General features: G+C 37.2%; 12 protein-coding genes. 2 read left to right on the forward strand and 10 right to left on the reverse strand.

Annotated features, from left to right (window positions below):
* The 5 genes from FLUTA_RS09120 to FLUTA_RS09140 all read right to left on the reverse strand — a co-directional run bounded on the left by FLUTA_RS09120 (window position 1) and on the right by FLUTA_RS09140 (window position 8,043).
* Window positions 1-654 (reverse strand): hypothetical protein, encoded by a 654-nt coding sequence (locus FLUTA_RS09120; protein ID WP_013686577.1) that lies wholly within the window; start codon window positions 652-654, stop codon window positions 1-3.
* Window positions 654-1,307 (reverse strand): hypothetical protein, encoded by a 654-nt coding sequence (locus FLUTA_RS09125; protein WP_013686578.1) that lies wholly within the window; start codon window positions 1,305-1,307, stop codon window positions 654-656. The genes FLUTA_RS09120 and FLUTA_RS09125 overlap by 1 nt, the downstream gene beginning before the upstream one ends.
* Window positions 1,304-4,162, reverse strand: coding sequence for a T9SS type A sorting domain-containing protein (locus FLUTA_RS09130; RefSeq protein WP_013686579.1), 2,859 nt, complete (start codon window positions 4,160-4,162; stop codon window positions 1,304-1,306). The genes FLUTA_RS09125 and FLUTA_RS09130 overlap by 4 nt, the downstream gene beginning before the upstream one ends.
* Window positions 4,163-4,165: 3 nt before the next feature.
* Window positions 4,166-5,215 carry a hypothetical protein gene (locus FLUTA_RS20740; protein ID WP_013686580.1) on the reverse strand — a complete coding sequence of 350 codons (1,050 nt, stop codon included), beginning with the start codon at window positions 5,213-5,215 and terminating at the stop codon, window positions 4,166-4,168.
* Between the two features lie 206 nt (window positions 5,216-5,421).
* Entirely contained in the window at window positions 5,422-8,043 is a 2,622-nt protein-coding gene (locus FLUTA_RS09140) for a M1 family metallopeptidase (RefSeq protein WP_013686581.1), read from the reverse strand.
* Window positions 8,044-8,165: 122 nt separating this feature from the next.
* Between FLUTA_RS09140 and FLUTA_RS09145 the strand changes: the two genes are divergently transcribed.
* Window positions 8,166-8,636 (forward strand): acyl-CoA carboxylase biotin carboxyl carrier protein subunit, encoded by a 471-nt coding sequence (locus tag FLUTA_RS09145; RefSeq protein WP_013686582.1) that lies wholly within the window; start codon window positions 8,166-8,168, stop codon window positions 8,634-8,636.
* Window positions 8,637-8,724: 88 nt separating this feature from the next.
* Here the strand turns inward: FLUTA_RS09145 and FLUTA_RS09150 are convergent, their stop codons facing one another.
* The 4 genes from FLUTA_RS09150 to FLUTA_RS09165 form a co-directional block, all read right to left on the reverse strand.
* The gene (locus tag FLUTA_RS09150; protein WP_043024210.1) at window positions 8,725-8,922 is read right to left on the reverse strand and encodes a hypothetical protein; all 198 of its coding nucleotides are present in this window, start codon (window positions 8,920-8,922) and stop codon (window positions 8,725-8,727) included.
* A 139-nt stretch (window positions 8,923-9,061) separates the two neighbouring features.
* Complete coding sequence (locus FLUTA_RS09155; protein WP_013686584.1) at window positions 9,062-10,045, reverse strand: Omp28-related outer membrane protein; 984 nt, start codon at window positions 10,043-10,045, stop codon at window positions 9,062-9,064.
* Window positions 10,046-10,061: 16 nt separating this feature from the next.
* Complete coding sequence (locus tag FLUTA_RS09160) at window positions 10,062-11,756, reverse strand: DUF6029 family protein (protein ID WP_013686585.1); 1,695 nt, start codon at window positions 11,754-11,756, stop codon at window positions 10,062-10,064.
* A gap of 22 nt (window positions 11,757-11,778) precedes the next feature.
* Entirely contained in the window at window positions 11,779-12,285 is a 507-nt protein-coding gene (locus FLUTA_RS09165) for a TlpA family protein disulfide reductase (RefSeq protein WP_013686586.1), read from the reverse strand.
* 339 nt (window positions 12,286-12,624) lie between these two features.
* Here FLUTA_RS09165 and FLUTA_RS09170 point away from each other — a divergent pair, with 339 nt between their 5' ends.
* On the forward strand, window positions 12,625-13,401 hold the full coding sequence (locus FLUTA_RS09170; protein ID WP_013686588.1) for a T9SS type A sorting domain-containing protein: 777 nt from the start codon (window positions 12,625-12,627) through the stop codon (window positions 13,399-13,401).
* Between the two features lie 57 nt (window positions 13,402-13,458).
* On the opposite strand, the gene FLUTA_RS09175 is transcribed toward FLUTA_RS09170, so the two are convergent.
* Complete coding sequence (locus FLUTA_RS09175; protein WP_013686589.1) at window positions 13,459-14,151, reverse strand: SIR2 family NAD-dependent protein deacylase; 693 nt, start codon at window positions 14,149-14,151, stop codon at window positions 13,459-13,461.
* Window positions 14,152-14,202: the final 51 nt, after the last annotated feature.

Below are 14,202 nucleotides of genomic sequence, written 5' to 3' on the forward strand. Positions count from 1 at the left end.
CTAGTAGTTGATATTCCAAACTTTAGTTTCATCTTTATTCAAATAGATACTATCTCTTTTTGGGGTTACAATACCATTCTTCGTTACTGTCCCGTTGTATTTGTACCATCCCATCGGAGCTTTATTCATATTACCTGTTTGATTTACACATCCATTATAAATGGCTGGATTAGGAACATTGTCATAAAAACTAGGAATAGAATGCGATCTATATATTTTTAATTCGTCATTTGTATCAAAACAAGAAGTGTTATTGATATTTATTTGTAAATTACCATAAGGCACAGCATAAAAATCTGCATGCAGCGTTTTACCTTTTTTCAAGCCAACATTTCCAGTATTGGTGTTTTTTAGTTCCCCATCAATAAACCACCCCACAGGATAGTACTCAGCAGGTAAGTTGCAAGACAAAGAGTAGCCTTTTAAACCTGCTTTAGAAATTTCGTAAAAACCATCACCATCAGTAGTGGCCGTTTTTACTGCCTTATTTCCTCCTGGCAAACCTGCCGTTGATTTCAGTAATTTCAGTTCCACCCCAGAAACACCCTCTCCGGTAACAGGATTTAGCACACGCCCTTTAGCTGTGTCTGTTTTTCCAAATTTGGTACAGGAAATAATTGTAGTTAGCATGAAAAGTGGGAGTAGAAATTTCATTAGTAATTAATCGTATAAGTTTTATACTCCCCTTCCGCTAAATAGACTGTATCATAAAAAATAGTGGTTATTACATTCTTAGTTACTTCCCAACGATAATATCTTGCTCCCATAGGGACTTTAGAATGACCAGAAGTAGTGAACTGATAACATCCCGTTTCATCTATCATAAGACCATATTTACCCATGTCAGCTTGAGTCCCTTCTGCATACAACTTAAAATGATCCGTTGCTCCCTGACAACTAACATTATGTATATCAAGTTGCAAGTGAGCATACGGCACAGCATAAAAATCGGCATGCAGTGTTTTCCCTTTTTTTAATCCAACATTACCAGTATTGGTGTTTTTTAATTCCCCATCAATAAACCACCCCAAAGGATAGTAGTCAGCAGGTAAGTTGCAAGACAAAGAGTAGCCTTTTAATCCTGCTTTAGAAATTTCATAAAAACCATCGCCATCAGTAGTGGCCGTTTTTACGGCCTTATTTCCACCTGGCAAACCTGCCGTTGATTTTAGTAATTTCAGTTCCACCCCAGAAATACCTTCTCCGGTAACAGGATTTAGCACACGCCCTTTAGCTGTGTCGGTTTTTCCAAACTTGGTGCAGGAAACTAAAATGACTAGTAAAATAGATATCGAAACTTTTTTCATAGTTTAATGAGTTGTTTGGAAAACATTCCGTTTTCGGTTCTAATTTTAAGAATGTAGGTACCGCTTTTTAAACTGTCTGTGTCCAAATCCAATCGTGTAGTTTCATTAAATATAAGAAGTAATTGGTTACCAGTCAAATTGAATACATTTACTTCAAGCACCTTCTCTAGGTTGTTACTTTCAATAGTACATTTATTGGATGTGGGGTTTGGAAATAAATTTACATCACTTGTGGTTTGACGCTCAGTGTCATTTATTTCAGTATTACTTGAACCAGAATTGGTTTGATCATCTGTTACCGCTGATGATTTGGAATCGGAACATGCAGCATATTCTGGTATAATATGTACAATAGAGCCGCTTTTAAAATGGACTCCTGCTTTGACGTGAATTTTTTCGCTTTTTAATGTTAGTTTCCCATTGGATTCTACCGTATATTCTCCAGGATCTGTTGTAGGAGTAACAGTATCACCAACTACAATTTGATATTTCGCACGCCGATAGGAATGATACCTATAGTTACTCCGTGCTTGTGCCCCCACGTGATTATTCTGCAACCCTAGGTACCAAGGTTCTACTTCATTCAGAATAAAATTATTGAGCTGTGCTAAGTCTGTTTGATCATCTCCATCGAGTCTGATGTGTGGGTTGATTTTTTTATCCACGTAAATGGCCTCAAAAGGAGTAACCTGGAAATGGTCGTTCGGGCGTCCTAAATTGGGATAACCGAAATGATTACTCTCATCTTGGTTTGGAATCAAGTGATCTCTATCTGTAAACATCAACCCCATTTGTTGTACATTCAAGGTCATGCTCCCATTACTTGGCCACAGATCTTTATTAATTCCCAAAGCTGTTACCACTGGTTTGTGGGTGAAATAATCACGCCCATCAATGATATTCAACAATGTAAAGTAGGTCCAATTTGCAACACTGATTACATTACCCGTTCCTTCCAAATAAGAGCCGGAAGCCATGTCAATTTCTTGCATTTCTGTAACATGTAGGCGATGATCCATTGTGAAACTTGTCCATGAAAGCCCGATTTTTTTTCTCCTAAAAAGCTCGGTATACTCACCTCCACTGATGTATTTAGATGCACGGATTTTAAATTTCCAAAGTCCAAGATCAAAATCTCTCCAATATTGTCCCGGATTATTGAAAGGGATTTTAGCATCTTCATTTACGTTATTTGTTTCAGAAATTTTCCCGAGTGAAATAGCAATGTTTCTGCACGCAATAGGCATTGGAAAGATATGTTGTCCATTGTCAACGGCATCTAATGCATTTAAAACACCCTGTCTTCTCCAATGATGTGTTGGGGTATAGGAAGTTTGATAATTAGGAGCATTGAATAAGTTGTCATCATAGGCAGTAGCATGATACATCAACAATTCTTTCACCGTTTTTTGTTGCATGGTGGCAAACAGATAAGTGCTGAAAAATTGCTTAACTCCGAAAAAAGTAGATAATCCCATAAATGATGGGGCAGGATGATAAAAATAAGAGTATACTTGGTTTTGATATGCTAGTGGCAAGTTTGCACCATAAAAATTAGCATCATAAGCAATGAATAAGCGGGAGTGGTGGTGCGTATAATTATTATCTTCAAAGTGCTTTTTTTCCATTCTAAGAAGTGCCAAGCGTGCAATATCTGCACTCATTGAAGATCCTTGAATGATGTTTTCCTGTCCTGACCCTTGACCGCCTTTTAGTTCATTCAGTAATTCTAAAAATTTCACTAATAATTCAGCAGACTGCTCCATTCCATGGCTGTATGGTTTCGCATGAATGTTGAACTTAACAAGTAGGACATCATAATTATTGTCTCTCAAAGAATTTAATAGACTTTGATGTTCAAAATTATAAATTTTCCAGGTTTTTCTGAATGATTGGCCAAATACAGGAGGTCGATAACCAGTCAATAGGATATATGGTTTAAAGACTCTCTTATCGGATGCACATCTTGGTATCCAGCACCATTTTAGTTTGTTCCCGCTAATTTCAATTTTATCATCTCCATCAAGATGAAGCTTCGTGCAGCCTGGAAATGAAACGGATTTAAGTTCGTTCTTGAGATATAGTTCAGGGGTATTTATGATAAAGTATGTTTCTAGATAAGAATTATCACTGTAAATCACTTTTACTCGAAATTTTTGAATGCTATCTTCCGTGGGAGTAAATTCATAGACTTCATCCCAATTGAGTTCCATTATCTGTCTATTGTGTTCAAGTTCTATATTTACAATGTCATCAGAAGATTTTCGATTGCTGTAAAAATTTTCTTTTTTAAATACAATACCCATCTGTTCGCTATCAAAGTAATCGAATAGAGGAGCAATCATTGATAATCGTTTCGATTCAATAATTAATGAAGGATTTGTAACGAATAGTACTTGATTATCTTCAAATAGATTTCCCTGTTGAATGTTTCGATTGATATCAACGTAATCGTAGCTAAAATCAGCTATTCCAATAGGAAAAAAATAGCTATCTAAATCGAATTCTACTTCACCAATATAAGCAGATACTGAGTCATAAATTTGAATTGATGAAGGAACTAGTGAAGTATCGATAGACATATTTTTAAGTTCATTCAATGCTCCATAAATAAGATCCGCTGTAGCAGGATTATTATTCCACGAGTTTCCAATTGAGCTACTATTCCATGATATTGATTGAATTGTATCATCAAAAAGTAATCGATTAAATAGTTTTTCAGTTGGTAGATAATTATTCAAATGCTTGAACATGGAGTCAGCTATTTGTTTTTTCGTCAAAGGATTAAGTGTATCCACCTGCCCCCACCCATGTAACCCCATGAGCAGAAACATTCCTGTTATGAACTTTCTCATAACTTACGGTTTTACAGGTTTTTGTTGTGCTTGCTGAATTTGTAAAATCAATTCCTGCTGCAAACGAATGGTTTCTTGCTGTTGCTTCAATAATTCTTCTTGCGCTGAAACTTGTTGGTTGATTTGAAGCACGTATAGCGTTAATTCTTCCACCTTTTCCATCAACATCTTGCTGTTTTCTGCCAGATTTAACCCGTTGGTTGTCATTTCCTCGGCACTTGGCACATTGGGTAAATGTTTGTTTTGGTTGATAAACTGCTGCAGTTCGTTCAAAGGCATTAAAGAGTAATCTGTATCAAACACATAATCTGCCCAGTTGTCTAGATTCACTTTTATTTCGCGTGCATACAGCAATCCTGTGTGGTCCAACTGCATCAATTTTCGGGGTAGTACACTTGGGTTACTGCTTAGGGTTTTTTCAATCAATAGGGGGTGTAATTGGGAATTTAGATCTAGCCGCACATGAAATTTAGCATCTGGTCTCACACCAACTCCCAATCGTGGATCAGGAGAACATGGAGTTTTAATCAAAAACATGCGTTGCGGATTGGCTGTAGCTTGCCAAAAAGGAGCGGTTTCAAGGAGATTACCGTGTATATCTGTTGCACAATTCGTTGCTGGTTCAGAACGATAGAGCAGACTCTTCAAATCGCCGCCATTTTTTACTTTGCCCAAAGCATCAATCGTTAAGATCCCATCTTCTGGAAGACTTGTATCTCCCAAGGATTTGATTTGTAAGTTGCCTTCTTCTAAGAAGACGTTTTTAGATGCATGTAGGTCATCTCCCAAGAGGGTTTTTCCATCTACACGTAAGTCGCTTTTAATGTGTGCATCTCGGTCAACGATCATCGAATCGCGAACAGTTAGCGTAGAATCGATTCGTGCTGACCCATTCACGGTAAGTCGTTCAGAGGGAGATGTTGTACCGATACCCACATTTCCAGAAGCTGGAAGGGTGTTTGTTTGAGAAAAGGAAAGGGCTGAAATAGCACTGAAGCCTAAAAACAAGATGCTTTTAAAAAAATAAGGTGGATTGAAGCTGTTGATTTTCATAACTAGTAATGATTTTTTGGATGCCAAACGTACTAATAAATAAATGGTGCAGTTTCAGTATTTATACTGAAACTGCATTGCGGAAAACCACATTTTTTGAATTTAACAGCAGTTAAAACAAATAAAGAGCCTTAGTAGATTCTTGAAAAATAAAAAGGTCTTCGCCATTTGACAAAGACCTCATTTTCGGATTACTGTTCTACTAATTAATGCCCTTTTTCGCTTTTTTCATCTTTCGGGAATCCAGCAATCATTTTATCGTAATCGGCTACTAATGCTTCAGCATCCATTCGTTTTCCACGAGCGATATCGGTAGCATTCGTATTTCCTTCTTTTTTCGCTTTTTCTTCTTCTACTTTGTACTTTTCGATGGAGTTTAGTAGATTGTCTCTCAGGTATCCGATGTATTGAGGAACAAACATCTGAGCATACATTCCGCCAGTTTTGTATTCTTTCTCATAAATTGGCAGTGCGCGTTTTTGAATTCGAGTATCTTGACGTGAAGCAAAGAAGGTCATAGAATTCAATACTCCAATTTTATCAAAACCTTGAACGCTATTGGATTTGAGCACATTTTCAAAATAAGTCATTTGATCGGCATCTCCGTATTTTGCATAAATCATCGCAACACCGGTTTGCATTTTAGCCGAAGGTTCAGATTCCAAACGTTTACAAATTTCTAATGCAGATTTGTAATTCACTTTGGAAAGTTGTGTTAAAGCCGCGCTCATTACCGCATAAGATTGGTCTTTTTGAAGTGCATCGGTGCACAATTGCTCTAATTCAGGTGCAGAGATTATACCAGCCAAGGCAGTAATTGCAGCAACTCGAACAGCCGAAACAGAATCAGAACTTGCCATTTTTTTCAAACGATTGATAGCGGCTGTTTTATTGTCGTTACTCAATTTACCAATTTTATCTATTGAAGTAGCGCGAATATCCCAAAATGGGTCAATCAATCCTTCTAGTGCAATTTTACCTGCATCTGGTGAAGAAGACGGGACTTTTTTCAGTGCATTTTGTCTGTGAATGAAGTGTTTGGAGTTATTCCACTGAAAAGCATACCAAGAAGCATCTTTATGTTCTTCCAATTTACCTAAAAGCATTGCCTCTGAGTCGAAGATTACATTTTTTACAGTTCCTTGAGTAGGAATGCTTACTGTTGTGGATTCATCATTGAACCAATGACGTGTTGTTGTTGCCCCACGATCATCATAAACGGTCACATCAACTGGGAGTTTAAATAATCCAAATTGTGCTTTTTGCTTTTGGTTAACAGTTACTGAAACTGTAGTAGCGTCTGTTTTGTAAGAAACATCTAACGTTGGATGCCCTTTTCCTAAATACCACTGATTGAAGAACCAGTTTAAATCTTGTCCGCTTACGTCTTCAAAAGCCAATCTCAATTGGTGAAATTCTGCTGCTTTGAATTGATTTTGTTTCAAGTAATTTTTAAGACCTAAGAAAAATGCCTCATCACCGATGTATTTTCGCAACATGTGTAAAATGCGACCACCTTTGTTGTAAGAATGTCCGTCAAACATATCCTCTCTAGAGTTGTAATCAAACCACACCAAATTGTGGTAACCACCTTGCTCTGCAGAAGCAAAGTAACCGTCAGCTTCTTGAATGGCCTGATACTCAGCTTCATCTAAGCCATGACGATGCTCATCCCATAAGAATTGAGAATAATTAGCGAAAGATTCGTTCAATGTTAAGTTAGACCATGATTCAGCGGTTACTAAATCTCCAAACCAATGGTGAAATAATTCGTGAGCAATGGTAGAGTTATCGTTATTATCCAATAATTCACGTTGTGTTTTATAGGCATATTCTCCAAAAACAACCGCTCCTGTATTTTCCATCGCACCAGATACATAATCCCGCACAATAATTTGAGAGTATTTATCCCAAGGATATTCTACACCCAATAATTGAGAGAAAAATCCAATCATTGCTGGAGTTTCACCGAAAATAGCTTTCGCATCTTTTTCCCACTCAGGCTCTACGTAGTAGTTTACCTCCATGTTCGTTCCATCTGGTCGTTTGTAAGTATCTTTTACAATTTTAAATTCACCAACGCCCATCATAAATAAGTAAGGAGCATGCGCCAAATCTTGTTTCCAATAGTCTGTTCTTGTTCCATTGGCATTTTTGGTAGAACTTATCAATTTACCGTTAGAAAGTGTGGTGTATTTATCTTCTACAGTGATGTAGATTTCTTCTTTCGTTTTAGAGTTTGGAGAATCAATTGTTGGAAACCATACAGAGTTTGATTGTGTTTCACCCTGTGTCCAAATTTGAGGCATTTTATTTGGTTCCTCGCCTCGTGGATTAATAAAGTAAAGTCCTTTGTCACTAGTAATTGCGGAAGAACCTCCCGTTTTACGCTCATCTGGCTTAGAGATATAGTCAATAACAACAGTGTAGTTCTCGTCTCGCGTATATTTTTTGTCTAACTGAATAGTTAAAACATCTTCTTTATATTCAAAAATACAGGCCTTACCAGCCATAGAAACACTTTTAATTTCCATCCCTTTTGCGTCCAAAATGAGTTCGCTAGATGCATAGTAATGTGGCTTTGCTTGAAGTGTTTCTTTCCCGATTAACCAAGATTTTGCCCAGTCAAATGAGACCTCTAGTTTGGTGTGGATTAAATCAGTTAAAACTGTTCTAGAAGCATGATATACTTTTGGCTCCTCTTGTTTTGGTTCTTCAATAGAAGTTGTTGTCTCAGTATTGCTTTTACCTACAGTGTTTTCTTTATCAGAATGTTTGGGTTGACAAGCTACAAGGACAAGAGCAACCAAATAGTTTATTTTCTTCATTTCGGGGCGAATAAGATTCTAATTTAATTCAATGAGCAAATATAGGAAACTATGTATTTTTTGCAATCTTTTTCTAGATGAATGGACAAATAGTTCGTAATATTGCCACAAAATTCATACAGATGGAAACAGCCAATTGGACAACAGACGGAGAATTACTTCACGCTAATAAAGATGGTGTTCACATTCGCTGGGATGATTCTCATTTTTTCACCATTACCTATAAAGGGAAGAAGTTCCGTGGAGAAGTGATGTCGAACCGAATGGAGGAGGGGTTATTAATTCTAAAATTAAATCACCGTGTTTTTGAAGTGAAAAAGGGTGGTCCTTTGGACGAACTAATTGCTTCTCTTGGAATGGACAAGCCAAAATTGCGTAAGTTGAAGCAATTGAAAGCTCCAATGCCAGGAAGAGTTGTCAGTGTTGCTGTTACGGTGGGTCAATCCATCGAAGTAGGAGATTCTTTATTGACTTTAGAGGCAATGAAAATGGAAAATGTTCTCAAAGCTGAAGGAGTGGGCGTTGTGAAAGCAATTGCAGTCAATCCAAATGACATTGTAGATAAAGGAGGACTATTAATTGAATTTGAGTAATCAGGTTAAAAAATTAGGTTCAATAAAAAATAGACTGAAACTAAAAACGGCTCCAATTGGAGCCGTTAGTCGTATATAAACTTATTTTTTATTTCGCCTTTTGTGTCGAAAATGCTTTTTGTATGATAGATGGATACACTGCTCCAAATTCTTTCATACACCAGTCCCTTAAATGTTGAATCTCCTCTGAGTCAGAGATCCATTTAATTGCCTTAGACAATTCTTTTTGGAATAAAAGCGGGTCAAAACTTACCCGAACTAGGATTTTTTTCGTCAGTTCAAACATGGGGTTTTGTTTAATAATTTCATCTAATATAACGAACCCTTTTCTTATTTGGTATATCGGAAATGTTAAAAGTTGCATATAAAAAAAGCGTGTGCCGATAACCATCAGACACACGCCACTTTACAGGGAATGTTAACTATTAATGCAAGTGTTTTTCGATTACTTGATAAATTTCTTGCGTTGTTTTGTCATAAACATAGATATACAGTTTCATGTTATCTACATTGTATTGATCTGGCAACTTGTAGGAATAACTGACGAAATATTTTGCGTTTGCTCCTAAATCACTTGCCGTCAAAACCTTGCCGAAGGTTCTTCCATCGATACATCCTCTAAGGATATCCCTGTGAACGTAAGATTCATGTCTACCATCTGGTACTCCTGCATTACCCGGGCTTCCATCCGGATCCAGATTCCCCGGCACCAATTGTCGTGCAACCAATGAGTCTTCTACCAGGCATACAACAACTGCTAAATCAGCGGTTAAAGAAGCGTCCACTTTGTCTACTTCCGCATGCAGGAACAATCCGCGGGTAGCAGCAAAGTAATTGGCAACAGCCTGAATGTTGACTTTTACTGGTGTAGCCAAACAAGCATTCGTTTTATTGGCAATCGCAGCTCCAGCATTGGATACAAATTGATTGTTTGCCTGTGTGCGATTCACACAAAATGCAGGGTTTCCTATAAATGCAGAGCCAGGAGCATCTTGTCCAAAGTGTTTCCCAATTTCAAAACCAGCATCACAATAAAAAACAGTTGGATATTCTGTTGAAGTTACTTGAAATCCAGTTAATCCAGTTGGACCGGAGTGGATTGCTAAGCCAAAAATATGATCTGGATTTGTAGCAATCAATTGTTCCATATTGGCTGTTGAAGCTGGACAATTCACACATTGGTGACCTGTAAAGTCTTCAATAAGAACATTGCGTTGAGTGTTGGTATTTGCAGCAAATGTGGGCCATAAACCTTGATTCATATAGTAAGCAGAGTCACCATCCGGATACAAGCTCCAATCTAACGTACTCGATACAGCTCCTGATCCAGCGGGATACGCATTTTTGACCTTGTCACAAGAAGCAATTACAAGTGCTAATACGGTTGTAAGGATTAAAATCTTTTTCATATTCTAAAAGTATTTATTAGAAACTTTGTGTTAACGATACAGTTAAACCGTTAGATGCTGGGACAAAACGGCAAACACCACCCACACAGAATAAACCTGCACGTTGTCTACCGTAATTTAAAGTGATACGAGTAGCATCTTTGATCCAACCAAATGAACCAATTGCATAATGTACGCGTAAATCTTTATTTGGATTTCCATAATTGTATTGATCCATGAATCCGATAAACCAGTTTGGTGAAATATTGTATTCCAACACTACCGTTACCCAGTCTCCTTTATCTTTCGAAGTATGGTAATCGAAACCAAGCATTTTTCTGTTTCCAGTAAATAATGCCTGAACTTCTGCGCGGATACTGTGTTTCTTATTGATTTTCCAGCCTGCCTCAAGAACACCGATGTGAGAACTAATCATCCCATGAGCATCTTCAGTAATTTTGGAAACATCATTGTTGATGATAATATTGAAGTAGGAAGCAATCAAATAAAAGTTTTTATTCAGCTTGAATGTCACATTGAAGTTGATGTCTTGCCAAAGCAAACTATCCGATAAATCATAAGGATTTCCTTTATACATGACGCGTGAAGAATCTCCAGGCATTCCAAATCCTGAACGATGTTTCATCGGTAAATAAGCTGTAGAATAATTCACATTTATTGGAATCCCATATTTTCCACCACCTTTTCCTTTTGGAATGGTGTAAAGAACTTCCGCTTGAAAGGCAACTTCACCCAATGGCTGTGTAGCATAAGGATAAAGCGTTGCCACTAAGTTGTAGGTATGCGTTTTGTTCATCGCAGGTAAATAGTTGATAAACAAATCGGCTAAACCTTTCGTTCTATCTGATCGGTAACTCATATTATCTACCGATTTTGCAGAAAGTGAGATTCCCAATCCTTTGCGTGAATACCCCAAGTTAATCAATGCTGAATGCCCTGGATTATAAATGTATCCATTGTCTTCACTAGGATCATTGTCTTTGTGGGTGTATTCCCCATTTAACGTAAATTTCTTATAGCGCAAACCAATTCGTCCACTGTAAGCAGCTACATTTTCAGGAAGGATATATAATTCGTTATCGTCTTTTTGGTATTTACTGACAAAGGAACCTCCAATTGTTACATCCAATCCGGTTGAATCCAATCGGGGTAAAAATTCGTTGATGTGAAACTGCAAATCAATACCTCTGGTTACTCCACTTGATTTTTCAACACGTCCACCTTGGAAGGAATAACGTTGGTTTCCGTAAACACCTTTTAGTTGAATTCCTTTGTAAGGTCTCAAAATAACTCGAGCGCCATCCATAGCATTATCGTAACCCAAGTTGCGATCTTCATAAGCTCTGAAAATAGTTCCAGCACCAAATTGCTCGTAGAAATTCCCTAAGGTTACATCAATATAATCATTAGACCAACCAACATAACGCATTCCAAGACCAGTTCCATCAAATCGATTCGGATATCCATTAATTCTTGGGAGATAAGATTCAAAACGAGCTCCAGCTTTAAATCTTGAACCAGAATAGAAAACATTCATATAAGAGTTCAACAACCCTCTTTCTACTGGTTGTGCCGCTCCAATTAAAGGATCTGCATTTAAATACTGGAAGGTTGCTTCCATATTTCCAGTGATATTCCCTAAGACATTCGATTGTCCGAGTGTACTAAACGACCCTGACAATGCGCAGATTCCTAAAATCCAGTTTTTCATTGAAGTATAATAAGTAGCTTGTTTATTTGACTATTTTTTTGATTTCTTCGTACAACTTTTCTTCATCACCAGGTGCGTAGTTGTTGTGAGAATAGACAATATTTCCGTTTTGATCTACTAAAAAGGTGTGAGGAACATTATTCACTCCCATAGCACGTTTGAAATCTCCATTTGGATCCATTAGAACCAAGTATTCCCATCCTTTTCCATCTACATAAACAGGGACTTGAGCTTTTGTTTTTTCATCATCAATAGTTACAGCAACTAGATTCACTCCTGTCTCTTCTTGCCAATCAGTGTACAAATCATGAATGGTGTTTAATTCACGTTTACAAGGCGAACACCAAGTTGCCCAAAAAGAAATAACTACTGGGCCTTTGAAACCTAGTTCGGCAGTATTTACAGATTTCCCATTCATATCTACCAACTTTACAGAAGGAAGTTGTTTTACAATAAGTGGCTCATGGTCTTGTGCGAATGTTAAAGCAGAAACAACAAGTCCAAGGAATAAGAACGCGATTTTTTTCATAGTTTAAATTTTAGCATGCACAATTTCAACTTTCGTGCCGAAACCCAAAGATACTTTTTCCTTCACACAATTTTAAACAGTTGTTAATGGATACTCTTGTATTCCTAAAAAATGTTAAGCTGAATCAAAAGATTGTACTCCTAAAAAGTTTCATTGCCATCACTTTTCAACCGTTTAGGTCTAAAAATGAGCACTTCAATCAAAAAACAGAGAATATTGACCTTATTTGTATTGTTTTTTTGATGAAAAAATTGTATTCTTACGAATTGATACGCGAATCAAACAGCTTGTTTGTGATAATTTGCTGTTATATATTTGTGAAAACTAGAAATTCAAACTATGAAAAAAATATACTCTCTATTAAGTCTTTTGTTGCTAACGGTGTCTGCTAATGCTCAGGTAGAGATCAGGGAGTCAAATGCAGGTGCAGTAGCTGTCGGGAATGATATTTCAGGCACAACCTTTACAGCAAATGTAACGGATGATCAGACATATATCTTTTATTTCAATGTCAAGAACGTTTCGGGATCTGATCAATACCTACGTATTAAGGTGTTGGAACTTTCTGCACCAGCAGGATGGTCAGACGGTGTTTGTTGGGGAGCTTATCCAGATGATGAACTGGAAGGACAGTGTTACACTGCTGCTGCGGTGAACACAAATCCCTGGACAACTCCAAATCCTCCGGGAGTGATGCATGCGCAAACAATTCCTGACCAGGGAAACGGATTGTTGTGGCCGGATATTCATGTGTATGGCACGGGTTCAGCCCATTACCGGTATTATGTGATGTCAAACCAAGGAGGGTTTGCTATTGACTCTTTTGATTTAGTCGTTTCTAGAACATTGAGTATTGATGATAATAAAGTTGCAGCAACTGTTTCAGCTTATCCCAATCCTGCAAACAATTTATTGACTATTAATACAACAGGGATTGAGAATGGTAATTCTTCTGTTAAAATTGTTGATGTATTGGGTAAATTGATTTATAATGAGGAGATGAGCGCTAGTAGCAAGAAAATAGATGTTAGCGAATTTAAAAACGGAGTGTATATTTTAACTGTAATGGATAAAGGAGCGATTGTTCAAACACGAAGAATAGTTGTGAAGCATTAGTAAAATATTTAAATTGAAATTTAAAGGGTGCAATTGCACCCTTTTTTTTGGCAGAAATTAATGTCCAAGAATTTGTTTCAAATGACTAACAGACTCTTCTGCAGTACAATTCAAAATGATATAATCAGTAGATATATTTAGTTTTTTTGCAGCAGGATCAACCACTATTTTGCGTGCCTTTTTTGGTGCGTTATGAATTAATCTGGCAGCTGGATATACTTGTAGAGATGTTCCAATAACGATAAAAATATCAGCTTGTTTAATGATCTCAGCCGCATCAGAAAGTAAGGGAACTTCTTCCCCAAACCACACAACATGTGGACGTAATGGAAAACCATCATCGCAAAAATCAGTCATTTTCAATTCGTGTCCTTCTATTAAGTAGTATTTGCTTTCTGGGTTAGGTCCAGAGCTCTTTGCGTACCGAATATTACCATGTAGATGAAGCACATTTGAGTTTCCAGCACGCTCGTGTAAGTCGTCAATATTTTGAGTAATTATCTGAACATGAAAATGTTCCTGAAGTTCTTTGAAATAATGATGTGCTAAATTGGGGTTTGAGCTTATAACCTTAAGCCGTCTTTCGTTGTAAAATCGTTGTAGTAAAGTGGGGTTGTTTTTCCAAGCTTCGGGCGTTGCCACTTCTTCGATCGAGTGATTTTCCCACAATCCATCAGCATCACGGAATGTTTTGATGCCACTTTCAGCACTGATACCTGCTCCCGATAGAATAACAAGATTACATTTCATAGGTCGAATTTAGCTTTCCAATAGTTTTTATTATTATGAAACCAATGTTTT

It is taken from the genome of Fluviicola taffensis DSM 16823, assembly GCF_000194605.1.
Classification (GTDB): Bacteria; Bacteroidota; Bacteroidia; order Flavobacteriales_D; family Crocinitomicaceae; genus Fluviicola; species Fluviicola taffensis.